Origin of the sequence: Paenibacillus sp. S28 (genome assembly GCF_016624415.1) — a bacterium.
GTDB lineage: Bacteria > Bacillota > Bacilli > Paenibacillales > Paenibacillaceae > Paenibacillus_AQ > Paenibacillus_AQ favisporus.
In genome coordinates, this window is the sequence record NZ_JACVTM010000003.1 from 84,463 (window position 1) to 110,036 (window position 25,574).

The window sequence follows — 25,574 nt, forward strand, 5'->3', positions numbered from 1 at the left end:
TATGGATTATCAACGAACTCTTCTTAGACGGAGGGGGGGAGCGTCGGGTCCCATGGCCCCTTTTGATGTCCCTTCCATTCCGACCCGTCCTCCCAAATTTCCTTCTTCCAAATGGGCACGGACTGCTTGAGCTTCTCAATCGCATACCTGCTCGCTTCATAACAAGCCTCCCGGTGCCCGGTCGATACCGCGATGATGACGCTGATCTCTTTCACATCGACTGTACCGATCCGGTGTGAAATCGCACAACGTGTGCCCGGCCAACGTTCGGCGATTTCACGGCCGATCAATTCAAGCTGCGCCAGTGCCATCGGGATATACGCATCGTACTCCAAGTGAACGGTGCGCTGCTCACCCGTCATTTCCCGGGTTGTCCCGACAAAAGACAGCGTGGCGCCATGGTTGTCGTCCAGCACCTTGGACGTCACCTCATCAACGGACAGCGGCTGATCGGTAATACAGTATAAGCCGTCCGCTGATGCTTCCTGTACTGAGCTACCTCCGTCTCCGCCCGATACGGGCGGAATCAGGGCGACTTCGTCACCTTCCGTAATAAGCTCGTCACCCGGCGCATAATTCTGATTAACGGCAACAAAAGAAACGGAGATCTGCGCGGCAGCCTCCGGGTACAATTCGGTCAGCTTTTGTTTCAAGCCGTCGGCTGTGATGGATTCCCCTTCGACGGACAAAGGTAAAACAGAGGTTTGGAGCCGTTCTGCAAGACCGGCAAACAATCGAATATCAAGCTGCATTTCTTTCTCTCCTCGGGCGTGGTAGTTCATGTCTTCAATATACCATATCCACTTTGAAAATGTTATGCTTATCCCTAGGAGCATTTGGGCCTGACAAGGCGAGAACAGTGAAAGGGGAGGTTACCCAATGATGCTGCAGAACCAGGCAAAATCGATTACAATCCTGCATACGAATGATATACACAGCCACTTTGAAACGGTTAGTTCCATTGCAGCCCTGGCTGCCGCCGAACGCGCTCAGGCGGCGGAGAGTCCTCTTTTACTGGTGGATATAGGAGATCATATGGACCGGACGGCCGTCGAAACCGAGGGGACGATGGGCCAGACGAACATCGACATATTGAATTTAACGGGATATGAGGCGGTGACGATTGGGAACAATGAGGGGCTGACATTTACCCCGGACGTGCTGGAACGCCTTTATGCGGGCCTGCAGTCCCCGGTTATTTGCTGCAACATCCATGAGCAGCTCAGCTCGGCGCCACCCGCATGGATGAAGAAACGCGTCATTCTGAACAAGGACGGGATCCGGATCGGGCTGACGGGAGCTACGGCCCCGTTCGCCGACTTCTACAAACTGCTCGGCTGGGATGCCCTGGAGCCGCTGCAAGCGTTGCAGGAGCAGGTGGAGGCGCTGCGTCCGGAGGCCGACATCGTGATCGTTTTATCCCACCTCGGGCTGACTACCGACCGGCTTATGGCAGAACGGATTCCGGGTATCGACCTGATTCTCGGCGGGCATACCCACCATCTGCTGGAAGAGCCGCTGCGGATCGGTGATACGGTGCTGTGCGCAGCGGGAAAGTACGGTCAATACGTGGGTAAGGTCGTCATGACTCAACAGGATGACGGCCGTTTCCGTGTCATCGAGGGAGGATGCCAGCCGGTCGATACCGGTCTTTTGGATGAAACGGTGTCCCGTGCCCTTGGAATTCATCGCGAGCGGGCCGAAGAAGCCCTGAAAGAGCCTGTGGCGGTTACGGACCGGCCGCTGTCCCTGACGCATACGGGAGAGTCGCCGTTCGGCAATTTGCTGGCGCAGTCGGTCCGTCAGTTTACCGGCGCGGAGCTGTCGCTTGTCAACACGGGGCAGCTGCTGGGCGATCTGCCGGAAGGGGAAATTACGGCGGGACTCCTTCACGAGCTCTGCCCATCTCCGATTAACCCCTGCGTGATCAGTCTCAAAGGGGAGCATATCCGGCGAAGCCTGGAGGAGAGCCTCCTGCCGGAATATTGGAGCAAGGAAATCCGGGGATTCGGGTTCCGCGGCAATGTACTCGGCAATATCGCGGTGGACGGAATTGAAGTCTTGTACGATCCAAGCCGCATCCCTTATGATAGGATTGTTCAAATTTCGCTTCAGGGAGAGCCGCTGCGGGACGACCGGATGTACACCGTTGGAACGTTGGACATGTTTACGTTCGGGACGGGATATGAGCAGATTTCTCGGGGGGAAGATCCGAAATACTTGCTTCCCGAGTTTTTGCGGGACCTGCTGAGACTTGAGCTCCAGCGTCCCGGAAGTCTGGATACCTGCGGCAAGCACCGTTGGATCGAGGTTGTTTAAGAAGGACCAGAGGAGGAAGAAATGGATACCATTACTGCAATTATCTTGGGGATTGTGGAGGGGGTTACGGAATTTATTCCGGTCTCTTCAACGGGGCACATGATATTGACGTCCAAGCTCTTGGGCTATGATGAGCAGGATCCCATCATGAAAACCTTTGAAATCGTTATTCAGCTGGGGGCCATTCTGGCGATCGCCCTCGTCTATTGGAGACGGATTCTGGATCTGCTCGGCATCAAGCGGACCATGCCCGAATCCGGAAGCCTGCGGTCCGGCAAGAAACTGAATCTGCTGCATGTTATCATCGGGATCGCCCCTGCACTCATTGTGGCCTTTTTTGCCAGGGACTTTATCAAGAGCCTGTTCAGCGCAAATACGGTGATCTGGGCGCTGATCGTGGGCGGGATCTTCATGATTTTTGCCGAGTGGTTTAACAAGTCCAAAGCCAGAATCACCGCAGAAACGATGGATGACCTGTCGTACAAGCAGGTGCTGTTGATCGGGCTTTATCAAATTTTATCTGTCGTATGGCCGGGATTTTCGCGTTCGGGATCCACGATTTCCGGAGGGATGCTGAGCGGGGCAAGCTACAAGGCGTCGGCCGATTTTTCGTTTCTGATCGCCATTCCGATCATGTGCGCCGCTTCCGGCTATGAGATGCTGGATTCGTACAAGTATATGACCAAGGATACGATCGGCATGTTCGTCATCGGATTTATCATAGCTTTTGTGGTGGCCTATGTCGTTGTGCTTGCTTTTATGAAATTGATTCAAAAAATTCGTCTGACCCATTTCGCCATTTACCGGTTTGTGCTTGCCGCCGTGTTCTGGCTGTTCGTTATGCGCTGATTCAAGAACCGTAATGTGTTGGACTAATTCCGCATAGCGTGAATGGGCTACATAGGATGGCAGGGGGAAACTAGGTAAACGGACCTGGGAAGCAATAACCGGGCGGCCGTGATTTTAGGCAGGAGTGGATCGTGTTGCGTTTGGTACCCGTTCCGATGCTGCAGCAGGGAATGAAAATCGGCAAAAAGATATACAGCGACGAGGGTGTTGTGCTTCTCGCGGAAGGCGTGGAGCTCACCTCCTTGCTGATCAGCCGCCTGCAAAAGCTGGACATCGGTTATATTTATGTGGAAGATCATCTGACGGAAGGCATCGATATTCCCGAAATGCTCCGGGAGGAAACGAGGCGTCAGGCTCTTCATAATATTCGCGTTAATTTTCAGCGGTTATCCGAAGCCTCTCCGATTACTGGAGGGTATCACCATCTCGGAAAGCAGTTCTCCAAGGTGATGGAGTCCATCCTTGAGGATGTCAGTTCCCAAGAGGACTGTATGATCATGCTGATGGACATGAACACCGCAGATCATTACTTATATAAGCATTCCTTAAATGTGTGCGTATATTCACTTGTGCTGGGAATTGCGAGCGGTTATACGCAGGACCAGCTGATGGTGCTGGGGCTGGGTTCGCTGCTGCATGACATCGGAAAAACCCAAATTCCCCAAAAAGTGCTGTTCAAGCCGCAAAAGCTGGATGATGAGGAATTCCGCCTCATGCAGGCGCATGCCCAAATCGGCTTTAAAATCCTGAAGGACGAGCCGAATATTCCGCTCCTGGCCGCGCACTGCGCCTTTCAGCATCATGAACGGATTAACGGATCAGGTTATCCGCGCGGCATCAAGGGTGATGATATTCACGAATATGCCCAGTGGGTGGCGCTCGCCGATTCCTACGATGCGATGACCTCGCACAGGGTGTATCGGCCTGCGATGCTTCCGCATCAGGCCGCTGAAGTGCTGTACGGCGGGGCAGGTACCTTGTACGACCAAAAGAAGCTGGAGCTGTTCCGGGATAAAGTGGCGATCTATCCGCCCGGCTTGTCGGTCAAGCTGAGTACCGGGGAGACGGGAGTGGTGTCGAAAATTCACGCCCATATGCCCCATCGTCCCGTGGTCCGCATCTTGCAGGATCCGGAAGGGGTGCCGCTGCAGGCACCTTACGAGGTGGACCTGTCCCAGTCGCTCTCCGTTATTATTGACGGCGTTCTCGGGGATTAGGGAGAGCAGAAATTAGCATTTGTCATGACCGGAAGACCCATAAAGCGAGCGGTATCGGGCGGTAATGGATGCGGTGGAAATTCGATTTCCCTGCTGCCCGCAGGAGCCGCCGGTTTAGGGGTCTTTTTTCTTCTTGTCCCGGCATACCTATTCAGACAGAGAGATTTTTCGCGCTTCATGGTATGATAGAAGGAATGACATATTCATCCTGAGACAACCGGACTGCTCTCGGTCTGGAAAATAAAGGTTACACAAAAACCGTGTTTTGGGTTAAATAAAGAAATAAGGTGAGTAAATAATGAATACTGTAAATACCCAGGGAGCACTTGCCCCCTTATCTCCGAGCAACGACCCATGGGATCCGATTGAATCCCTTCGTACATATGGCCGACATGTGCTGACCAGTGTCGAAATGACGGTGACGCATTTGTGCAATATGCGCTGCGAGCACTGTGCGGTCGGCGATATGCTCGTCATGAAAGAGGCAGAATTTCTTCCGCTGGATTTGATGCTGCGGCGTCTGGACGAGGTAGAGCATCTGCAGACGATCAGCCTGACCGGAGGCGAGCCCTCCTTCCGGGAGAAGACGGTGAAAGAGGTCATCGTCCCTCTGCTCAAATATGCTCAGGACCGGGGAGTCCGCACGCAGATCAACTCCAATTTGACGCTGGATATCAGCAGATATGAAGCGATGCTGCCGTACCTTGACGTGATGCATATTTCGTTCAACTATTTGAACGGAGACGATTTCCATGAGGTGGGCTTCGCCAACAGCAACCATCCGGTTCCGAAGGAAACCGCCTACCGCATGTATGACAAAATGATGGAGAACGCCCTGAAGCTGAGCGAAGCGGGCATGTTCATTTCGGCAGAGTCCATGATTAATTACCGGACGCATACAAAGCTTGCAGGAATTCACAAACTAATAGGGGAAATGGGCTGCCGCCGCCATGAAGTGCATCCGATGTATGCCTCCAATTTTGCCACGGAGCTTCCGGTGCTTTCTTTGGAAGAGACGCGCAGAGCGATCCACAGCTTGCTGGATGTTCGCGATCCGCAGATGTGGATGCTGTTCGGAACGCTCCCGTTCTTCGCGTGCAGCGATATTCACGAGGATCTGAAGCTGATTCGCAGGCTTGCGGATGCGCCGAACGTTACCGTGCGCAACGATCCTGACGGCCGCAACCGCGTCAACGTCAATTTGTTCTCGGGCGACGTCTACGTCACCGACTTTTCCGATATTCCGGCGTTCGGTAATATTCAAACCGGCCGCCTCGACGACATCTTTAATGCGTGGCAGACCGGGCACCCGCTGAACAAGACGGTGAACTGCCATTGCGACGCTGTGGGCTGCTGCGGCCCGAATCTGCTCGTGAAGGACATGTATTATAAAGATACCGATTTTACCGTGAAAAAAGCGAACTTATTATAGAAATGGGGCGTTGTCATTGGAAGGGGAGTTAGAAATAGGCAAATTGCTTTTAAACCTCTTTTTTGTTCTGCTGCTGGTATTTTTTAACGGCGTGTTTGTGGCCGCCGAATTTTCGCTTGTAAAAATGAGGCAGTCCCGGCTGACGCAGCTGGTCAGCGAAGGCAACCGGCTGGCCGGCTATGCGCTCCGAGTGAACAACAAACTGGACGCTTATTTGTCCGCTACCCAATTCGGCATTACGCTGGCATCCCTCGGTCTCGGCTGGATCGGGGAGCCGGCCATTTCGGAACTACTGGTAGAGCCCTTGATGTATAAAATGGGGATTACCGACAGAACGCTCATCGCCACCGTATCCGTGGTGCTCGGGTTCTGTGTCATTACTTTCTTACATATCGTGCTTGGGGAACTGGCCCCCAAGTCGCTTGCCATTCAGAAAACGGAAGGGGCCGCCCTGCTGCTGTCCGCTCCGCTGATGGCCTTTTATAAAATATTTTTCCCTTTCATTTGGCTGCTCAACGCTTCCGCCAACGGATTGCTTCGCTTGTTCGGCGTTCATCCGGCCAGCGAAGCAGAAGCTGCGCATTCTGAAGAGGAAATCCGCATATTAATGAATCAGAGCGCCAAAAGCGGGGTCATCGATAAGGACGAGATGAAGTTGATGGACAACATCTTCGAGTTCTCCGACCTGCTGGCGCGCGAAATTATGCTCCCACGGACGGATATGGATTGCCTGTACACGACGAATACGCTGGAAGAGAACCTGCAAATCATCAGTGATACGAAGCATTCCCGTTATCCTGTCGCCGTGGAGGACAAGGACCAGATTATCGGATTTGTGCATATTACCGATTTTCTCCTGGCCGACGCCGAGCATCAGAAGGAGCTGACCTCGCTGGTCCGTCCGATTCTGAACGTGCCGGAGTCGATGGAAATCAGCCATGTGCTGCGCCTTATGCAGAAGAAGCATGCCCAGCTGACGCTGGTGGTCGACGAATACGGCGGCACGGCCGGCATGCTGACGGCCGAAGAGATCCTCGAAGAAATCGTCGGGGAGCTCTATGACGAATTTGAGGACGAGCGTCCCGATGTCGAAATCCAGGAGGATGTCATCTCGGTTGACGGGCGGATGCTGATCGAGGATGTTAACGATCTGACCGGCGTCATCATTGAGGATGACGAGGTTGATTCGATCGGCGGCTGGCTGTTCAAGGAACTGGAAGGCAATCCGGTAAAAGGCAAAAAGGTCCAGGTGAGCAATTTCGTGTTTGAGGTCGAGGAATCGACCAAGCTCCGGATTACCCGGGTTAACATTCACCGCGTTGCCGATACGGAAGTCATCAACGAGGAGGAACAGGAAGGGACGGATAACGGGGATTAAGGAGTGAAGCATGACTGGCAAACAGCTGGTGTTCGTCGGTGTGGGACTGCTCCTGCTGTATTTGCTGTTTACGGCAGGCGCCCCTTTTGTACTGGCTGCGCTCGTGGCCGTTTCGCTGGAGCCGATCAACCGGATGCTGATCGGGAGGCTGAAATGGAACCGTGTCGCTGCCGCTTCGCTTACATGTACGTTGTTTATGCTCATGATTCTTCTTTTGGTGTACATGCTGGGTTTTCAGGTTTTCGCCCAGCTGCTGGAATACTGGAAGAATGCGCCGGCATACTTTGCGTCGGCCGACGATTTCGTGCAGACGACGCTGATCCAGGCGAGAGGGCTGTTTGACCGGTTTCAACCGGAGCTGGCCGAGAGCCTGAGGGAAATGCTGACCAATCTGACGTCATACGCCGAGTCGCTCATCAACTCGTTGTCGTCAACCTTTTTATCTTTCGCCAAGGGTATCCCGGGCACGTTCGTGTTTTTGGTGGTTTTCTTTGTCGCTGTCTATCTGTTCAGCTTTGGACTGGAGACGATCAAGGCAGGGATTCTATCCCTGTTCGAGGAGGAGACCCAAGACCAGATCAACGAGGTGCTGCACAGCCTGAAACGGTCCATCTTCGGCTTTATTCAGGCCCAGATGATCCTGAGCGCTTTTACCTATGTATTGACGCTCACGGGGCTGCTCATCCTCGACATTCATTACCCGCTGGCGATTGCCCTGCTGATCATGGTCGTCGATATTTTGCCGATTCTGGGGGTCGGCTCGGTGCTGATTCCCTGGGCGGTATACCTGTTTATCGTGGGCGACTCTTATACCGGCTTTGGGCTGATGCTGCTGTTTGGGGTCATTACGATTGCCCGCCGGGTGGTCGAGCCCAAAATCATCGGCGATTCGGTCGGCATCGGCGCCCTGTCGGCTCTGGTGAGCATGTATATCGGCTTCAAGCTCGTCGGCGTGATCGGCGTCTTTATCGGCCCGCTGGTGGTCATTATTTATTCGGCGGTCCGGAAAGCAGGACTGTTCCAGATCAAGATCAGATTTTAAAAGTTCATCATCTCATTGAAGGCTCGCGCTTCATCCAGTGCTTCGACAGGAGCTGCCAGAGTCCTTTACACTGACCCCTTGGCGGTAAATCGACCGCAAATCAGGGGTCTTTTTGTTGTCCCATGAACTTTTTTGTTCAGATTCCGCGGATGGGTCATATGTTTAATTACGAAGAGTGTCTGATTTTTCGCCTTCTCGAGGGAAATCAGCGACTTTAGTATGGACAACAAAAAGGAGGAGCAAGTGGTGAACTCACAGGTACGAGTGTATAAGCCTTTCATTGGCCCGTTTGATCCGTGCCCGCCGCTGCCTTACAGGACGTACGTCGTCCCGCCCAACCAGTATATCGTGTTCCAGCCTCTGGACTGGCCGCAATTCAGCCTCGCCGAGGCGCTGAAGCTGGGAACGCTTTGGCCGAACCTTTACAGCCCTTATGAATCTAAAAGCAAAAGAGTGGAGGAGGTGGGGAGTGATGGAGAACCAGTCTAAACCGGCGGTGGATCAGCGCTATTACGAGCTGCTTGAAAAGCTGCAGATGATCGATTTTGCCTTGGTCGAGCTGAATCTGTTCCTGGATACGCATCCGGACGATTTAAAAAGCATCGAGCAGTACAACCGGCTCGCCCAGGAGCGGATCCCGATCGTCCGGGAGTTTCAGGAATCCTATGGACCGTTGATGCATTTCGGCCATGCCTATTCGAAGTTCCCGTTTGAATGGCCGCAGGCCCCGTGGCCATGGCAGGTGTAACCGGCAAAAGAATCTAAAGGAGGCGAATGTCCCGCATGTGGATATATGAAAAAAAGCTGCAGTATCCGGTCAGGGTCGGCAAGTGTGATCCATATATGGCCCGGTTGCTGCTGGAGCAGTACGGCGGTGCCGACGGGGAATTGGCCGCTGCCTTGAGATATTTGAATCAACGGTACACCATCCCGGATAAGGTCATCGGCATTCTCAACGACATCGGCACGGAAGAATTCGCACACCTGGAAATGATTGCCACCATGGTTTATAAATTGACAAAGGACGCGACGCCAGATCAGCTGAAGGCGGCCGGACTCGCAGATCACTATGTCAACCATGACAAAGCTTTGTTCTACCAAAATGCTGCCGGGGTCCCATGGACGGCGGCGTACATTCAGGCCAAAGGCGATCCGCTCGCCGATTTATATGAGGACATCGCCGCAGAAGAAAAGGCCAGGGCTACATACCAGTGGCTGATTGACATGACTGACGACGTCGACCTGCAGGATGGACTGAAGTTCCTTCGGGAGCGGGAAATCGTCCATTCGACCCGGTTCCGGGAAGCCGTGGAAATCATTAAAGATGACCGGGGTAAAAAACGTTTCTTCTAAAGGTTAACCTTTTTTACGAAGGACCGAAGTTTACAAGGCTTGTCACTTCCCTTATCATAGGCATGTAATTGGGTGATACTGAGTATTACGCATTAAAGCAGGCAATGAAAGGGAAGATAACCGATGGACAAAGAGAAGACATTGAACAAGCCGCAGGCGATATTATTCGACATGGACGGCACGCTGTTCAAAACCGAATCGCTGCTGCTGCCGGCCCATCAGCGGTTGTTCGACAAGCTGCGAGAGGAGGGGCTGTATACTGCACCGACACCCCCGGCGGAACGGATGATGGGCAGTCTCGGGATGCTGCTGGAAGACATTTGGAAAGTGGTTATGCCGGACGGCAGCGAACGTGCCCATGCGCGTGCTAACGAGCTCCTTCTCCAGCTGGAATTGGAGGGGCTCAAGGCAGGGAACACCGAGCTCTATCCCGGCGTGAAGGAAACGCTGGCACGTTTGAAGGAGCAGGGCGTGCGCCTGTATGTAGCAAGCAACGGGCTGGAGCATTACGTAAAGGGAATCGCGGAGGCCCACGGCATTCTGGACCTTTTTGACGGCCTGTACAGTGCCGGGGAGCACGGAACCAAATCAAAGGTGCATCTTGTGGAATTACTGCTTCAGCGCGAAGGCGTAAGCACGGCCTGGATGGTGGGCGACCGATCTTCGGATGTGGAAGCCGGCCGGAAGAACGGCCTCGCCGTCATCGGATGCCAATACGCCGGGTTTGGAAACCCTGATGAACTGGCAGGGTCCGACGTCCTCATCAGCTCGTTCGACGAACTTCTGGGGCTGTATGCCTCATCGGTGTAAATCGGTGATGAGCCGCCTTTGAAGGCAATCATCATAGCTGCATATAAAGAAAACAAACCGCGCTAGAGCTGCGGTTTGTTTTCTTTTGTTTCACCTGTATCTGCTGTATTTGCTTTATTTGCGGTTTCCGTCTTCTGCTTGTAAACCCACAGGGCGTATTCCAACGGTCTGGTGATGGCCGTGCGGTACAGTTCGGGCTCGCCGATCTGGGAGAATACTTCCCTCGCGGGTTTGGGATTGACTTCGAGCAGGTAAATCCGGCCTTTCCGGTTGATGGCGAGATCGAGCGCCAGCTCACACAGCGGTCCGTACTGGTGCTCCAGATAGGCGGCGATGTCCACGCCCATCTTGCCTGCCGTCGAGATGACTTCCTGCCGTTGCTCCTCATCCGTGATCCAAGAAGACAGCATTTGATGAGCGGGTACGGCTCTTCCGCCGCCGTGCAGGTTGGAGGTGACGCTTCGCGGCGCCCCCACCCGGCCGGCAATGCCGGTCAACTGCCAATGCCCCTCCTTGTTTTTCTGCACCAGCATGCGGTAGTCATGAACCCGGCCGTCGGGAAGCTCCACGGCGATGCCTTCCTGGATCAAATACCGGTCCTTCATATTCCAGTCGCTCAGAATGGCGCCGAGCCGGGAAGCGTGGATTTTTTGCGGAGAGATGATTTTCCGCTGCTGATTCCGTCCTTGAATGTAGTACTGGGAAGCAGCCTTCAATTTTTCAATCCGTAAAATACCCCGCCCGCCGGTTCCGTTGATCGGTTTTAAAAACACGACAGACCTGTTCTTCAGCATTTGGTGGACGTCTGTCAGTCCGTGATACAGGCGCGTTTCCGGCAGAAACTTCCGGAATTCCGCCTTTTTGGACAGCACCTCGTGAATGGTCCATTTGTTGCGGAGCGGTTTGTTCAGAAACAGCATTTTGCTGTACCGGCTCCGGAACTGCAGAAGCTGGGCAAAGCGGGGGCTCTTCTGGATGCGGCACCGGTCGTAAATCATATCCGGGAAGTTTCTCCACCGCCGGGTCCACTTCTTTTGCTTTGCGTCGTATTCCATGGCAAAGATTTTTTTCTTGCTGTCGCTGACGTCCATCGGGGTAAACACAAATACGTCAAGTCCCAGCTTGCCGCCTTCAACGATCATTTTCTGATAGATCGGTTTTTCCTCCAAATGCTTATGCTCGTTCAGATACAGCGTCAAGATGCCTAACACGGGTAGCGGCACAGGGGATCACCTTCTTGGGTCAGAGTAATGGATGCACCATCCGGATCTCCACACGGCCCCTCCATGACCAGGGCAGGCTCTCCGGCAGCCCCCTGGTGGACGGCGACGGCGTGAAGTCCGGCGCGAAAGCACATTTTAACAAAAGGAAGCCGGCTCAGAAGAGCCTCGCATCGCATGGTGCCTAACTGCCGCAGCTGCGAGGCCAGAAGGGAGGTGCCGATCCCTCTTCCGCGGTACAGCGGATGGACGACGACGAGACACCCCTCGGTCCCGTAGCCCGATACAAAGCTGACACCGGCCAGACGTTCCCCGTCTTCGCACCGGACGGTTGCGGCCATAAGCGAGGTTCCCGGCGCAGCGAGCTGCTCCGCCGTCAATCGGGCAAGAAGAATGAACTCCGCGCGCGCCGCCTGATTTCCGCCGTGTTCAAACACAAATTTGAGAATTTTGGCGTGCTGGCGCAGCCAATCTTCACGGGTCGGGGTTATCGTTAAGATCTGCACCTGTCAATCACTTCCCTTGCAATTACATTTTAGGTTGATTGGAGAGATATTCGCTGTATTGGAAAATTCGCTTGAGAGACCGCTTCCGGATATGCGGTTCATCGAATTTCATCGGCTTGGCGTTTGCCTCAAAGAACCAGATATTTCCTGACTCGTCAATCCCGAGGTCCATCGACATCTCTCCATGTTCGTAGCCGGAAGCCTTCTCAATCTGGCGGGCGATGATGATCGCCGTCGTTCGGACGCGGTTCAGAATTACGGCCGACATCTCGGATCCGAATACATCGGACAGGAGCTTGCTGGGATCCTCGATCGTGCCGCCTCTCGGCACATGGGTCGTAATGCTCTTAGAACCCGCCATTCTGGCTCCGACACCGGTAACGCCCCATAAGCCTTTGTTGTTTTTTTGCAGCAGCGCCCTTAGGTCAAAGTGCCGGTTGTTGACGGATGCGAGCTCGATGCCCTGTTGAATAATGTAGCGTGCGCTGCCGGTTTCGCTTTTGATCCGTGCCCAGAGGCGGTACAGATTCCGCGTTTTGTACGTGGTGCTGGATCGGTGGTGCTGAACTTTGAGCCGGTAGGGAAGCAGTTTGTCCCTCTGGTATCTCAGCATCATAATGCCTTTTCCGGCTTTTCCGCTTTCGGGCTTGAGGTAGAGGCAGGGATAACGCTCAAGCATTTTCTGCAGCGTGCTCACGTTTGTGAAGCGTTTGGTTTTCGGTACCAGATGCTCCGTCGCTTTGGAGCTTCTGAGCCATTCGAACAGATGCCATTTGTTAAAGAAGTGCGGATTGAACAGCGAAATGGATGGATGTTTCATGCATTCCTTGATTTTCTGGCGCACAGCGGGCCGGAGTTCGTCTTCACGCTGCGGAATCCGGTTATAGATGACCTGGGGCAGCGGAAAATACTGTTGTTCCCAGGTCTCCTCGTCATTCAGCGTAAATCCCTTGATCCGATCCTCCGTCAGCTTCAGATCTTTAGCTGTGACTACATAGACAGGAAATCCCATTTTCTGTCCTGTCTTGACAATATCTTCAAAGTTCTGTTGATTTCCCCGGAAATAACCGTGGGAATCCGACATGGTCAGGATGGCCACTACGGGTTTGTTGTCGGTATGACTCCGGATGTTCACTCCACATCCCTCCTGCGGAACTTGCTCAAATACAGGCAGTGTTCAAGAATATGCTCTACAGATGCCTTGCCTTCCGCCTTGAGGGAAGGATGGCTGAAAATGGAACGGCCCGGCTTGGCGTTCGCTTCAAACATCCACACTTTCTCGTCTTGGTCGATACCCAGGTCAAAACCGATTTCTCCAAGGAGGTGCTGGTGATGGAACTCAATCGCTTCGGCCAGGGTAATCGCGACTTTTTTGGCGTTTTGCAGCACCTCGTCGGATCTGTCGCCAAAGGTCCGGCTCAATGCCTGTTCAGGAGTAAGGAGGGAGCCGCCATTCTTCAGGTGGGTCGTTACGCTGCCGCGGCCGGCCTTTTTGGCGCCGACACCGACAACAACCCATTTGTTGTTGCCGTTCTTATGCATATGGAAGCGGAAGTCGATCGGGCAGTTGTCGATTTCGACCAGCCGGATTCCCTGCTGAATGACATACGTTTCCAAGGTGCGGCCATGTCTGGATTTAAGCATCCGCATCAAGCTGTTGAAGTTGCTGAAACGAAGCAGAACGTTGCCGCCTCCCTTGCGGTAACGGGCGAAATATCCCCTTTTCGGGAGGTAAGTCAAACGATAGATGCCTTTACCCAAGCTTCCTGCGGAAGGCTTATAGTACAGAAACTGATGCCTTTCAAGCATATCCTTGATCCGTTCCGGGGAAGGATTGATATGGGATTCGGGCACGTACCTGTTCACCGTGTTGTCGTCTTCAAGCAGGCGGTAGATGTCGGATTTGTTGAAGAAGCTCCAGTTAAAAAACGGGATTCTCTTGCGGGTCAGCCGCTCTCTGAGCTGATTGATGGAAGAGGAGGTTTCCGCTTTCCGGCTCGGGAGGCGGTTGTAGACGACATCGGGCAGCGGAACGGTTTTACGGTAAAAAGTGCCGTTGTCGTTCAGAAAATAGCCCCGGACCGTCTCCTGCTGCCAGTTGATGTCCTTGGGCGTAAAGGCGAAAATATACGATTTCCTTTTTCCCTCGCGGAGAAGCTGCTTGATGAAATTCGTCCGGGAAGCAAACGGCTGCGATGGCGATGTGCTGGGGCCATCCGAGAGCACGCCGATCAGAGGACCGAGCTGGACTTCGTCCTCCTGAAGGTTTCTCAGCATGACCCCGCCGGCGTTTGGAACGTGGATGCCGCTTCGGACACCTGAGCTGAGGAAGAGGTGCTTACCCGTCTTTTTAATGGGCTTAACGGTTGCGTTAACCATGTCTTTTCCCAGACGGAGCTGAATATTCTTTTTGCCGGACAGCTTGAGGCTTTTCATCAGCGAATTCGAAATGTAGACGACTTTCTCGGGCTGCTGCGAAAAATGAACATTACAAAATGTCAAACTCATCAATTTACCCTCCTAAGTTGTCGAAGCAATAAATAGCGGGCATAACGGAGCGGATTTTCCGTAGCGAGAACATCGCTGCCTGGTTCCCCAATGTGCCGGAAGGAGGTGCGCCCCGGTTTGGAATTGACTTCAAGCAGCCAGATTCTCCCTTTCGTATCAATGCCAAAATCGATACCCAGTTCTCCGAGCCGGCCATAACGGCTTTCCAGAATCGGCGGAATCTTCTCCGACAGATTATGAAGACGATCCCTTATGTGTTCTGCCCGGTCAGCCCGGAATTGTTCGGTCAGAAAAGGCAGGACAGACAGAGGTTTTCCTCCGCCGTGAAGGTTTGAGGTAATGCTGTCCGGGTTGCCCAAGCGCAGCGCCATGCCGGTATGCATCCACGAACCCGTTTCATTTTTTTGCATCAGCACTCTAACGTCAAAAGGGGCGCCGTCTGCGCTGTACAAATGCAGGAAGGGCTGAATCAGGTACGAACGCTCCCCGGTAAACCGCCGGATCCATGCCAGGCCGCATCGCGTATCGTCGAAATGCTTCACAAACGGCAGGTTGCTTGCGCTTCTTCCCCGGATCGTCAGAGATCCGTCTGCAGCATGGCGTGTGACGCGAAGCGTATTTTTTCCCTGGGATCCGCTCATCGGCTTCATGAACAGCTCGCCGTCATATTTCTCCAAGGAGCGCAGCAATTGGCTGCTCCCGCGATAGACGGCAGTCGGGGGAAGAAACGGCAGTAGGCCGGGCTCCTTCCGGAGCACTTGGTCCACCTGCCCTTTCCCGGGAAGTCCGCGGGACCACAGGATCCACCTCTTCCCTGAAGGGGCGTCCGCCAACAGTCTCGCCGCTGCCCGGTATTCGCTGCCTCGCTGCGGAAAACAGCGGTCGTAGACGATATCCGGAAAGGGGACCGTGGTTGCGTGCCACGCCCCATTGCTGAAGATATATCCCTGGATTCTCTCCTGTCCCTTGGGCACGCCGTCAGGGCAAAAAACGACGACCTGAATACCGTATTTCCTGCCGGCCAGAGCTAATCGGCGGGCGTATCCTTCTCCCGAGAAGGGAGGGGAGCCCGGTGTGGAGGAACTTAGGATCCCAATGGTTCCGATTGTGGTTGATTTCATCGCGGCACCTCCTAAAACCCTGACAAGAAGGCGCAGTATTCCAGCAGGCGTTTGACGGAAGGCCTTATTTTCTGTTCGTGGAGCGGCGTATTGTCGTTTTTGGAAGGCTTGGAATTGACCTCGAGCAGCCATATTTTACCGGAGGTATCCATGGCCAGGTCGATGCCGAGTTCGCCGAAATGGGCGGGCAGCAGCGCATCCAGGCCTTTGGCAATGTCCAGCGAAGCCCGCTGCAGCTTGGCGTGTGCGGTGCTTTTCACGGCCGACGGGAGGGCGCAGCGGTTCACAGCTTCCTTTACGCTGCTGAGGGTTCCGCCTCTGGCGAGGTTCGAGACAAAATGGTTCCCGCCCGCGATCCTGGCCACGACCGAGGTCACGCTCCATTTACCCAGTCCGTTCTTCTGGACGAGCGCACGGAAATCGATGGGCCGTTTGCTGTGGTCGATGAGCGTCAAGCCCTGCTGGATTTGGTAGCGGGTGCTTTTCATCTTTCCGGAGACGTTGGTAAATAGTTTGTTAAGGTTGGGGTAGCTTTGTTTTTTGGGTCCGCCCACCGATGTTGCCAAAGTTTGGTAGGTGCCGTCAGACTGCCTGGAGATCCGGATGATCCCTTTGCCGAGGCTGCCCCGCACCGGTTTCAGAAAAACAACCGGATACTGGCTGCACATCTTCTTCAGGATGGAGTAGCCGGTCAGCAGGTGCGATTCCGGCATGAGCCGGGATAAGGAGGAGTCCTGCTTCAGCGTGTCGAACACTTCATTTTTGTCCAAAAACTTTTCGTTGAATATGTGGCTCCCGTAGCGGGATTTTACTTCTTTCATAAAATGCTGTACGCTAGGTTTATTCTCCATTTTGCGTGTCGTCAGGCGGTTATTGATGACATCTGCGATAGGCATCGTTGTCTGGCGCCATCCGCCGTCATAGATCCAGCCATGTATGCTGCTTGCACTCTCGGTGATGTGATTCGGAGTGAAGAAGTATACGTATGCACCCTGCTTGCGGCAGGCGTTGACGAGTTCCCTGCAGAACATGGAAATGGAACCGAACGGCTTTTCCGGTGTGTCAGGATAATCCCGGCTGATCAGGACACTGATGAGCGGACCCAGCCTGAGCGTTCTGCTGGATGAGCTGTATGCCACTCGGAGCACGGGACGGGACGCTAAGCCCATTTTGCGGGCCAGTGGCTCGCTGATGCGCAGGCCGGAATATTTTGCTGCGGAAATAACGGTGATCTCTTGTCTAAAGGAACCAAAGGACAGCTGCAGAGGCCGGTCGGTGGGAATCTTCCACTGTTTGATCAGTCTCTCGCCGAGCATGACGGTGTTTTCTTTCACAATGCCCGGGCTGAACGTTTGGACCGGTAGCTTTTTTTTGGACATCGTGGATCTCCTTCCAACAACAACTTGATGTCTACAGGGCAGATAAGGAGCATCTGCAATATTGCATGTAATGCATCATATGAGGACATATATCCCTTGGTGATTGACCCACTTTTATAAAAACCGGGATTTCAGCCCTTCATTTTTCCGGAGACGGTCGGATTGATAAGCTGTGAGCGAAGCAAAAGCTTGCGATTATCGCAGGATTCACTTCCGCGGGAGCCAGCGGTCCGTCTTCCATAAAACACGTCGATTGGTGACTGCCCAAATTTAAGGAGGAAATGACAACCTATGAACATTTATGACAAAGCGCACGATTTGGCCAAAGCCCTAAAGGAAAGCTCGGAGGTCCAGGAAATCAGCTCGGCGATGAGCCTGATTGAAGCGGATCCGGAGAGCAAACAAATGCTCGAGGATTTCCGCCAGCGGCAGATGGAAATTCAGCAGCGGATGATGTCCGGGGATATGCCATCCCAGGAGGAGATGGAGAAGATGGAGAAGCTCTTCGACGTGCTCAGCCTGAACCTGAACATCCGCCGGTTGTTTGAAGCGGAGCGCCGCCTCAGCACGATCATTGAGGACGTGAATAAAATCATTTCGGACAGCCTCCAGCATCTGTACGGGGGACAAAGCCTGTAGGTTGGACAAAACTTTTCTCATATTTTTGCAGACCCCTTCATAGAGTAGAAATATAGAGTTACCAAATGAAGGAGCTGCGATGAGATGAAAAAAAGAAGCAAACTGAAGCATTCCATTTACCTACTTCTCGCTCTGGCGATGCTGGTGTACGCTCTGCCCCGGATCAACTTCAGCGGCGGATGGACTTGGGCTTCCGGGTTCGGAGCGGCTTGGGCCGTGTTTGCCTTCCTGATAATCGGCTCACACCTGCATTATTTGCTTGGGGTGGACGAAGAGAAGCAAAGAGCGCTGGAGCGCATCCGTAAGGCCAAGCTGCAGCAGTGGCAGCTGAAATGGCCGGAGGAAACACAGCAGCGTCAGGAAAATGTATAAATGCGATAAAAAGCTGTCTTGCGCAATGTTATTGCGTGGAGGCGGCTTTTTTTGCGCTGTTATTTTCCGGCCTCAACCATGATATAATAGTACAGTATGGTACAGATAGAAACGTGGGGGTGTAACAGTTGGAGGGCCGCGATGAAACGATTACGAAACATGAGCAGCTGCTGCAGCATATCGAAGGGCTGAAAATTGGCACCAAGATTTCGGTCCGCAAGCTGGCGAAGGAAATGTCCGTTAGCGAAGGGACCGCTTACCGGGCGGTAAAGGACGCCGAAAATCTGGGCATCGTCGTGACCAAGGAGAGGATCGGCACCGTCCGGGTCGAGAAGAAGCCGCGGAATATTTCCGAGCAGCTCACCTTCGCCGACGTGGTCGAGATCGTGGAAGGCCACATGATCGGCGGAGCCGATGGACTTAATAAACATCTGCATAAATACGTCATCGGCGCCATGGAGGTGGACGCCATGGCCCGTTACATCGACGCGGGCAGCCTGCTCATCGTCGGCAACCGCTCCGACGCGCATTCGCTGGCGCTGGAGCAGGGAGCGGGCGTGCTCATCACCGGCGGATTCGGAACGAGCCGGGAGGTCAAGGAGCTGGCCGACACGCTCGACCTGCCGATTTTTTCATCGCGCCACGACACGTTTACGGTGGCGTCGCTGATCAACCGGGCCATTTTCGACCGCCTGATCAAGAAGAAAATTATGATCGTCGAGGACATCGTCAACACCCGGGCCAAAATCCACGCCCTCAAGCTGTCGAGCACCGTGGCGGATTGCAAGGCGCTGGCGGATCAGACCGGACAGCTGCGGCTGCCGGTCATCGACGAGTGGAACCGGGTGCTCGGTATCGTGAACCGGAGCGATATGAAGGACCTGCCCGATGGGCAGAGCATCGAGAAGCTGCTGGTCCGCAATCCGGTCACGGCCGGACTGCAAACCTCGCTCGCGTCCGCAGCGCAGCTCATGATGTGGGAAGGCGTGGACTTTCTGCCGATCGTCGATCGCAACCGCAAGCTGGTGGCGACCGTGTCGCGGAAGGAAGTGCTTCAGGCCATGCGCGACGCCCGCAAGCAGCCGCAGCTCGGCGAGACGTTCGACCATTTGATCTGGAACGGATTTGCGGATGAGCGGGATGAGGAGGGACGGCTCTTTTTCCATGGCTTTATTACGCCGCAGATGGCGACGGATCTCGGTACGATTTCGGAAGGCATCCTGACCACGGTGATGACGCAGGCGGCGCTGCGGGCGGCGAAGGATATGACGGGGAATGACTTTGTCCTGGATAACATGTCAACGTACTTCGTCCGCCCGGTGCAGATCGAGGATCCGGTGACCGTCATGCCGCGGCTGCTGGAGGCGAGCCGGCGGACGTGCAAGATCGAAATCGAAATGCTGCATGACGACAGCCTGGTGGCCAAAGCTGTGCTGACGCTTCATTCTATCGAGCATGGATAACAGGTAACGGGTATGGCTGGATTGTCCATGGTCTTAGCCAGACATAAATATAACCGGCAGCATCTTTGATCAAAGATACGGCCGGTTATTTGTTGTGTGTGGCCCCGATTTTCTCCCGCACATTAAAGTTTAGGTCTTGTCCACGCTTGGAAGATTCAGGTTACTCTGCGCAATTGCAGCATCAGGTTCAAGCTTTCGTATCTGAGGATTTCATGCGGCTGAAATGTCCCCGATTCCGGATGCCCGCGAAAATATTGAACGCCCCGAGGACGAGGAACAGCCCCTCGATAACGACCGCAACGGTCGATCCGTGGAAAATAAACATGCAGATCAGCGCAAGCACGACCAGCATCATTCCAAGGCAGATATTCATATTCGAGCCGTACAAGCCCCGGTCACGGACATCGGCGGAACGCCGCGCGCGGTAGCTGTAGTAAGCGGAACATAAACAGGTAATCACCAGCAGCGCAAATAGGCAATAGCGGATGACGGAAATCATCGAATGCTGCAGCTCCTTTACTGTCAATAACTTCAATATTCCTCATTGTATCACGATTTGCCGACCGAAGCGACACTTTGAGGCTCGATGTCGATCCAGATCTGGAGCACGCCCTCCGCCACCAGCATCGTCTTGATTTCGATGGAATACTCCTTATCGCGCACCCTGTAAATTTTGCGATTGAGGAGGTTCCGGGCGATTTTGCTGTCCTCGTCGATATCGAAAATGTTCCGGCCCCGCAGCACCTCCAGATCCTCACCGAGCTTGCGGATCACTTCCTTGACGATGACCGGATCGAGAGGCGGATCCTGCTGCTCCGCGCGGATTTTGATTTCCTTGATCACAGTCTGCTGATTGTTGTACTTTTTCAGCGTTTTGATGTCGTCCTCGTACTGCTGGATCCGAAGCTCCAAGTCCTGATTGGACGCCCAAAGCATGTCGAAGCTGGAGTGGAACACCGAATTATACACGACGCTTCCGATAACGGCGCCCAAGACGAAGACGGCGGTCAGTTGGGAGAAATGGCGGTATCGGCTGAACGGAGGAATTCGCATCGGCTACTCCCTGCCGCCGCAAACCCATTTGACCAGCTCGCTGCCCATGTGAGCGCCGAGGAAGGCGAAGAGGAGAAACAGAACCTGCTTGATGGCGGGGGAAAGATTGCCCCCCATAAAATTGCTCTCGATGACCCGCATCGGATCGATCGTGCCGCCGATCGCCGCCGCCATCGCCCATATTTTAATCCGATCGGCCACCTCGAGCATGGTGTGTGTCGGTGATTGCAGCGAAATGACCGCACCGATCCCGCCGACCATCGCACCGCCCAGCACGATGCCGAAAGCGATAAAGAAATCCAGTATGGCTTTGGATAAAAACACGCTCATGATTCCCAGTCCTTTCCCAAGGAGGTCGGAAACGCCTTGTCCAGCGGTTTCCTTATTCCATTCTATGGGCGGTCCTAGGCGGATTATGATAAAATAATAAATAGTGCATGAAACGTTAAAAACCAGTGATCACTGCGGCGAAAAGGAGACGAGACATGAGTTCATTTGTGCATCTTCACGTGCATAGCGAATACAGCCTTCTGGATGGAGCGGCACGCATCTCGGACCTTGTCCGGCGAGCCGCGGAGAACGGAATGAAGGCGCTGGCGCTGACTGACCACGGGGTCATGTACGGCGCGGTGCCATTTTATAAAGCCTGTGTGGCGGAAGGCATCAAGCCGATTATCGGCTGCGAAGCCTATCTGACGGCCGGTTCCCGCAAAGAGCGCGGCAGCCGCAAGGATCAGCCGATCTATCACCTGATCCTGCTGGCCAAGAACGAGACGGGTTACCGCAATCTGATGAAGCTGTGCTCCATCGGGCATTTGGAAGGTTTTCACTATAAACCGCGCATCGACATGGATGCGCTCGCGAAATATCATGAGGGCATCATCTGCCTGAGCGCCTGCCTCGGCGGGGAAGTGCCCCAGCATCTGCTGCATGGCCGGACCGAGGAGGCGCGCCGGGCGGCGCTGCGGTACCGGGACATTTTCGGCGAAGATTTTTACCTGGAGCTGCAGGACCACGGGCTGCCCGAACAGAAGCGGGTCAATCCGCAGCTGATCGAGCTCGCCCGGGAGCTGGGCGTTCCGCTCGTGGCGACCAACGACGTCCACTATCTCGTCCGTGAGGATGCCTCTATGCAGGACGTCCTGATCTGTATCGGTACGGGGAAAACGGTAGAGGACGAGGACCGGCTGCAGATTCAGACGGACCAGCTGTACCTGAAGAGCGGCGACGAAATGGCCCGCTTGTTCCCGCATGTCCGGGAAGCCTTGGACAATACGCTCCTTATTGCGGACAAATGCAGCCTGGAGCTGGAATTCGGCCGGTCCATTCTGCCGGAATACCGCCCGCTTCCCGAGGGGCAGACAGCTGCCGAATACTTGCGGATCCTGTGCCTGGAAGGACTGGAAAGCCGCTACAGCACGACCGGCCTGTGGGACACCGAAGAAGGAAAAAGAGAGCTTCTCCAGCGCCTCGACTATGAGCTCGGTGTGATCGGGAGCATGGGGTTCAGCGATTACTTCCTCATCGTTTGGGATTTTATCGCCTATGCCCATCGGCAGGGAATCGTAACGGGGCCCGGACGGGGTTCGTCCGCGGGCAGTCTCGTCGCATACGTGCTCCGCATCACGAACGTCGATCCGATCAAGTACAACCTGCTGTTCGAACGTTTCCTGAACCCGGAACGGGTGACCATGCCGGATATCGATATCGACTTCAGCGATGAGCGCCGTGACGAAGTAATCGAGTATGTGGCGGATAAATACGGCAGCGAACACGTCGCACAGATCATCACCTTCGGGACGATGGCCGCCCGCGCGGCGGTACGCGACGTGGGACGCGCCTTGAACGTATCGTACGGCGAGGTGGACAAGGCGGCCAAGCTCATTCCGAACGCGCACGGGATCAACATCCGCCGGGCGATGGAAATCAGCGACGAGCTGAAGAAGCTGTACGAGCAGAGCCCTAAAACCCGCGAGATGCTTGACATGGCCATGAAGGTCGAAGGCATGCCGCGGCACGCATCGACCCACGCCGCAGGCGTGGTCATATCGCGCGATCCGCTGACCGATGCGGTCCCGCTGCAGGAGGGCAGCGAGCGAACCGCGCTGACCCAATATCCGATGGAGCAGCTGGAAAGCATCGGCCTGCTCAAAATGGACTTTCTCGGTCTGCGCACCTTGTCGATCATCGAGCGGTCCATGGGCTGGATCGGGGAAATGACCGGCAGCGCGCCGGACTTCGCGCAGGTTCCGGACGATGATCCGCTGACCTATGAGATGCTGGGGAGCGGAGATACGACCGGCGTGTTCCAGCTGGAGTCCGCCGGCATGCGGCGGGTGCTCAAAGAGCTGAAGCCAAGCGTATTCGAGGACGTCATCTCGGTCGTGGCGCTGTACCGCCCGGGTCCGATGGAGTTTATCCCGAATTTCATTCAGGCGAAGCATGGTACCATCCAGGTCGACTACCCGCATGACGATTTGAAGCCGATCCTGGCCGACACCTACGGTATCATTGTGTACCAGGAGCAGATCATGAAAATCGCCTCGCTGATGGCGGGCTTCTCACTCGGAGAAGCCGATCTGCTGCGGCGCGCCGTATCCAAGAAGAAGCGGGAAGTGCTCGACCGTGAGCGCAGCCACTTCGTGGAGGGCAGCCTGAAGCAGGGATATACCGAAGAAGATGCGAACAAGGTATACGACATGATCGTGCGCTTTGCCGATTACGGTTTTCCGAGAGCCCACGCGGCAGCGTATGCCGTTCTGGCATTCCAGACCGCTTATCTCAAGGCGCACTATCCGGTGCAGTTCATGGCCTCGATGCTGACGGCCGTCATGGGCAGCCACCGGAAGGTCGCGGAATACGTGGTGGAGTGCCGCCGGATGAACATCAAGGTGCTGCCGCCCGACGTCAACGAGAGCGGCGTGCTGTTTACACCGGTGGCGGTAAGCGCGGAGGACGGGCAGCCGGCCGAAGGGCCGGGGCATATCCGGTTCGGGCTGGGGGCCATCAAGAACGTGGGTACCCAGGCGGTGGAAAACATGATGCGCGTCCGGGAAGAGAAGCCGTTCGAAAGCCTGCTCGACTTCTGCCGCCGGATCGATCTGCGCGTCTGCAACAAACGGGTGATCGAGTCGCTGATCCAGGCGGGCGCTTTCGATTCGCTGCCGGGCCACCGCGCGCAGCTGCTCGCCATGCTGGATGAGACCGTCGATGCCGCCGTCAAATGGCGTAAGGAACGCGAGGATCTGCAGATCCAGCTGTTTGATTTTGTCGAAACGACGAATTGGGAGATCGAATATCCCGACATTCCGCCGTTTTCCGTTTCCCAGCAGCTGGAGCACGAACGCGAGCTGCTCGGTCTGTATCTGTCCGGCCACCCCCTGGACGACTTTGATGAAGTATTGGACGAACCGGGCGTGGAGCGGCTGATGAACCTGGCCGAGGCGGCGGATGAAGCGAAGGTGGTCGTCGCGGGCATGGTCGTGTCTGTCAAGTCGATCACGACCAAGCAGGGCAAAGCGATGGCCTTCATGGAGCTGGAAGACCAGATCGAACGCTGCGAAGTGGTGCTGTTCCCTGAAGTTTGGAAGCGCAGCGCGAGCTATGTAGGCAAGGGCGAGCTGCTGGCACTGCGCGCCAAGGTGCAGCAGCAGGACGAGGGCTTCAAGCTCCTCGCCGAGGAAGTGCTGCCGCTGGCCGGGGCCCCGCTTGCCCAGATGGTCAAGCGGAACCAGGCGCCAGCCGGCGGCAGATCCTTCGCCGCGGGGTCGGGGCCCTCGCGGCGGCAGGGCGCGCCTGCGGGCCGCCCCGCTCCGCAGGCAGCCGCCGGCGATGCTGCCGCGCCGGCCGACGCCCCGGCGCGCAAGGAGCAGGGCGGCGGCGCACCCGCCCCGGCGAAGGAACAAGCGCGCCGCCCCACAACGGCGGAGCAGCGCGTCTTCGTCAAGATTACGCCGGAAGCGGAGAACCCGGACCTGCTTGCCAGGCTGAAGCAGCTGCTTCAGGAGCATCCGGGTCCGGTGGCTACGGTGCTCTTTTATGAGCAAAGCCAAAAGCTCCTTGCGCTCAGCGACAACTATCGGATCAAACCGTCGCCCGGATTTTTCGAAATGATCGAAAACATGCTCGGCAAAGGGACGGTCCGGATTAAATAGAAGCACGGATCAAAGGGCGGCTGGCAGAGGCCGCCGGCAACAGTTCAATAGTTCAATGACCCTCCGGACTTCTGCGGAAATGACACAGATTTTACGAACGTTTCCCGAGCCTCCCGCATACACTTAGGAACACCTAGGGACAACATTATCATGTGCCGCCCGGCTGCCTTGGGCAGACGCATCTTTTCGAAAGACCCGGGGGCGGGCGTGCCGTGCGGGAGGAATAAACATGTCATATGATGCAGCGATTGCCATGCTGAGCCGCAGGGGAGTCAAAGTCGGGGACATTGCCGATATCGTGTATAAACTGCAAATCCCGTACCATCCGGAACTGGAGATCGACGAATGTGTGGAGAGCGTGAACGCCGTCCTCAGCAAAAGGGAAGTACAGTACACGCTGATGACCGGGATGGCGCTTGATGAACTGGCGGAGAAAAAGCTTCTTCCCGAGCCTTTGCAGGCGATCATGGAGGCGGACGAACCGCTGTACGGAGTGGACGAGACGTTGGCGCTCGGCATTACGAGCGTGTACGGCATGATCGGACTGACAAGTTTTGGTTTTTTGGATAAAGAAAAAATCGGTATTATCGATACCCTGAACAATAAAAAGGACGAGATCCACGTTTTTCTCGATGATCTGGTCGCCGGGCTCGCCGCCGCGGCATCCGCGAGGATCGCCCACCGGTACAAGGGAGCCAAGCAGTATCCGTCCGCTTCCGGAAATTCCGGGTTGTAACGCCCGAAGGCCTTGAACGAACC

At 55.1% G+C, this 25,574-nt stretch carries 25 protein-coding genes; 15 read left to right on the forward strand and 10 right to left on the reverse strand.

What is annotated here, in order from left to right; all coding sequences use genetic code 11:
• Nucleotides 1-23: 23 nt before the first annotated feature.
• The gene (gene moaD, locus IAE55_RS08945) at nucleotides 24-752 is read right to left on the reverse strand and encodes a molybdopterin converting factor subunit 1 (RefSeq protein ID WP_145160180.1); all 729 of its coding nucleotides are present in this window, start codon (nucleotides 750-752) and stop codon (nucleotides 24-26) included.
• A 130-nt stretch (nucleotides 753-882) separates the two neighbouring features.
• On the opposite strand from moaD, the gene IAE55_RS08950 reads away from it, so the two are divergent.
• The 10 genes from IAE55_RS08950 to IAE55_RS08995 all read left to right on the forward strand — a co-directional run bounded on the left by IAE55_RS08950 (nucleotide 883) and on the right by IAE55_RS08995 (nucleotide 10,400).
• Nucleotides 883-2,319 (forward strand): bifunctional metallophosphatase/5'-nucleotidase, encoded by a 1,437-nt coding sequence (locus IAE55_RS08950; protein ID WP_438822529.1) that lies wholly within the window; start codon nucleotides 883-885, stop codon nucleotides 2,317-2,319.
• Nucleotides 2,320-2,340: 21 nt separating this feature from the next.
• A complete protein-coding gene (locus IAE55_RS08955) occupies nucleotides 2,341-3,168 on the forward strand; it encodes an undecaprenyl-diphosphate phosphatase (protein WP_105441764.1) in 828 nt (275 codons plus the stop codon).
• 134 nt (nucleotides 3,169-3,302) lie between these two features.
• Nucleotides 3,303-4,385 carry an HD-GYP domain-containing protein gene (locus tag IAE55_RS08960; RefSeq protein ID WP_234489446.1) on the forward strand — a complete coding sequence of 361 codons (1,083 nt, stop codon included), beginning with the start codon at nucleotides 3,303-3,305 and terminating at the stop codon, nucleotides 4,383-4,385.
• 298 nt (nucleotides 4,386-4,683) lie between these two features.
• A complete protein-coding gene (gene yfkAB / locus IAE55_RS08965) occupies nucleotides 4,684-5,817 on the forward strand; it encodes a radical SAM/CxCxxxxC motif protein YfkAB (protein ID WP_145160176.1) in 1,134 nt (377 codons plus the stop codon).
• Nucleotides 5,818-5,851: 34 nt separating this feature from the next.
• Entirely contained in the window at nucleotides 5,852-7,195 is a 1,344-nt protein-coding gene (locus tag IAE55_RS08970) for a hemolysin family protein (RefSeq protein WP_438822528.1), read from the forward strand.
• Nucleotides 7,196-7,205: 10 nt separating this feature from the next.
• Nucleotides 7,206-8,237: a sporulation integral membrane protein YtvI gene (gene ytvI / locus IAE55_RS08975; protein ID WP_076170488.1), complete on the forward strand. Its 1,032-nt coding sequence runs from the start codon at nucleotides 7,206-7,208 to the stop codon at nucleotides 8,235-8,237.
• 246 nt (nucleotides 8,238-8,483) lie between these two features.
• Nucleotides 8,484-8,726, forward strand: a complete 243-nt coding sequence (locus IAE55_RS08980) for a spore coat associated protein CotJA (RefSeq protein WP_145136083.1) — start codon at nucleotides 8,484-8,486, stop codon at nucleotides 8,724-8,726.
• On the forward strand, nucleotides 8,710-8,985 hold the full coding sequence (locus IAE55_RS08985; protein WP_076170486.1) for a spore coat protein CotJB: 276 nt from the start codon (nucleotides 8,710-8,712) through the stop codon (nucleotides 8,983-8,985). Before IAE55_RS08980 ends, IAE55_RS08985 begins: the two co-directional genes overlap by 17 nt.
• A gap of 35 nt (nucleotides 8,986-9,020) precedes the next feature.
• Nucleotides 9,021-9,590, forward strand: a complete 570-nt coding sequence (locus tag IAE55_RS08990; RefSeq protein WP_116232253.1) for a manganese catalase family protein — start codon at nucleotides 9,021-9,023, stop codon at nucleotides 9,588-9,590.
• 123 nt (nucleotides 9,591-9,713) lie between these two features.
• Nucleotides 9,714-10,400 carry an HAD family hydrolase gene (locus IAE55_RS08995; protein ID WP_145025294.1) on the forward strand — a complete coding sequence of 229 codons (687 nt, stop codon included), beginning with the start codon at nucleotides 9,714-9,716 and terminating at the stop codon, nucleotides 10,398-10,400.
• 62 nt (nucleotides 10,401-10,462) lie between these two features.
• Here IAE55_RS08995 and IAE55_RS09000 read toward each other — a convergent pair whose 3' ends face one another.
• From IAE55_RS09000 to IAE55_RS09025, 6 genes are read right to left on the reverse strand one after another with little or no spacing between them, the layout of a single operon-like run.
• Entirely contained in the window at nucleotides 10,463-11,623 is a 1,161-nt protein-coding gene (locus IAE55_RS09000) for a YheC/YheD family endospore coat-associated protein (RefSeq protein WP_145160172.1), read from the reverse strand.
• Nucleotides 11,605-12,126, reverse strand: a complete 522-nt coding sequence (locus tag IAE55_RS09005) for a GNAT family N-acetyltransferase (RefSeq protein WP_089545810.1) — start codon at nucleotides 12,124-12,126, stop codon at nucleotides 11,605-11,607. Before IAE55_RS09005 ends, IAE55_RS09000 begins: the two co-directional genes overlap by 19 nt.
• 22 nt (nucleotides 12,127-12,148) lie before the next feature.
• Nucleotides 12,149-13,255, reverse strand: coding sequence for a YheC/YheD family endospore coat-associated protein (locus IAE55_RS09010; RefSeq protein WP_105441881.1), 1,107 nt, complete (start codon nucleotides 13,253-13,255; stop codon nucleotides 12,149-12,151).
• 2 nt (nucleotides 13,256-13,257) lie between these two features.
• Complete coding sequence (locus tag IAE55_RS09015; protein WP_105441757.1) at nucleotides 13,258-14,634, reverse strand: YheC/YheD family endospore coat-associated protein; 1,377 nt, start codon at nucleotides 14,632-14,634, stop codon at nucleotides 13,258-13,260.
• Complete coding sequence (locus IAE55_RS09020; protein ID WP_105441756.1) at nucleotides 14,634-15,755, reverse strand: YheC/YheD family endospore coat-associated protein; 1,122 nt, start codon at nucleotides 15,753-15,755, stop codon at nucleotides 14,634-14,636. Before IAE55_RS09020 ends, IAE55_RS09015 begins: the two co-directional genes overlap by 1 nt.
• A gap of 11 nt (nucleotides 15,756-15,766) precedes the next feature.
• On the reverse strand, nucleotides 15,767-17,134 hold the full coding sequence (locus IAE55_RS09025; RefSeq protein WP_200631777.1) for a YheC/YheD family endospore coat-associated protein: 1,368 nt from the start codon (nucleotides 17,132-17,134) through the stop codon (nucleotides 15,767-15,769).
• Nucleotides 17,135-17,425: 291 nt separating this feature from the next.
• Here IAE55_RS09025 and IAE55_RS09030 point away from each other — a divergent pair, with 291 nt between their 5' ends.
• The 3 genes from IAE55_RS09030 to IAE55_RS09040 all read left to right on the forward strand — a co-directional run bounded on the left by IAE55_RS09030 (nucleotide 17,426) and on the right by IAE55_RS09040 (nucleotide 19,608).
• On the forward strand, nucleotides 17,426-17,773 hold the full coding sequence (locus IAE55_RS09030; protein ID WP_089545814.1) for a YlbF family regulator: 348 nt from the start codon (nucleotides 17,426-17,428) through the stop codon (nucleotides 17,771-17,773).
• Nucleotides 17,774-17,857: 84 nt separating this feature from the next.
• Nucleotides 17,858-18,145: a hypothetical protein gene (locus IAE55_RS09035; RefSeq protein WP_076170477.1), complete on the forward strand. Its 288-nt coding sequence runs from the start codon at nucleotides 17,858-17,860 to the stop codon at nucleotides 18,143-18,145.
• A gap of 128 nt (nucleotides 18,146-18,273) precedes the next feature.
• Complete coding sequence (locus IAE55_RS09040; protein ID WP_152400974.1) at nucleotides 18,274-19,608, forward strand: DRTGG domain-containing protein; 1,335 nt, start codon at nucleotides 18,274-18,276, stop codon at nucleotides 19,606-19,608.
• Between the two features lie 187 nt (nucleotides 19,609-19,795).
• Here the strand turns inward: IAE55_RS09040 and IAE55_RS09045 are convergent, their stop codons facing one another.
• From IAE55_RS09045 to IAE55_RS09055, 3 genes are read right to left on the reverse strand one after another with little or no spacing between them, the layout of a single operon-like run.
• Nucleotides 19,796-20,134: a YtpI family protein gene (locus IAE55_RS09045; RefSeq protein WP_308737496.1), complete on the reverse strand. Its 339-nt coding sequence runs from the start codon at nucleotides 20,132-20,134 to the stop codon at nucleotides 19,796-19,798.
• A 23-nt stretch (nucleotides 20,135-20,157) separates the two neighbouring features.
• Nucleotides 20,158-20,661 (reverse strand): hypothetical protein, encoded by a 504-nt coding sequence (locus IAE55_RS09050; protein ID WP_076170475.1) that lies wholly within the window; start codon nucleotides 20,659-20,661, stop codon nucleotides 20,158-20,160.
• Between the two features lie 3 nt (nucleotides 20,662-20,664).
• Nucleotides 20,665-20,991 carry a YtrH family sporulation protein gene (locus IAE55_RS09055; RefSeq protein WP_076170474.1) on the reverse strand — a complete coding sequence of 109 codons (327 nt, stop codon included), beginning with the start codon at nucleotides 20,989-20,991 and terminating at the stop codon, nucleotides 20,665-20,667.
• Nucleotides 20,992-21,146: 155 nt separating this feature from the next.
• Here IAE55_RS09055 and IAE55_RS09060 point away from each other — a divergent pair, with 155 nt between their 5' ends.
• Together IAE55_RS09060 and IAE55_RS09065 are read left to right on the forward strand one after the other, a co-directional pair.
• Nucleotides 21,147-24,815, forward strand: coding sequence for a DNA polymerase III subunit alpha (locus tag IAE55_RS09060; protein ID WP_200631779.1), 3,669 nt, complete (start codon nucleotides 21,147-21,149; stop codon nucleotides 24,813-24,815).
• Nucleotides 24,816-25,044: 229 nt separating this feature from the next.
• Nucleotides 25,045-25,551 carry a phosphatidylglycerophosphatase A family protein gene (locus IAE55_RS09065; protein ID WP_200631781.1) on the forward strand — a complete coding sequence of 169 codons (507 nt, stop codon included), beginning with the start codon at nucleotides 25,045-25,047 and terminating at the stop codon, nucleotides 25,549-25,551.
• Nucleotides 25,552-25,574 lie beyond the last annotated feature (23 nt).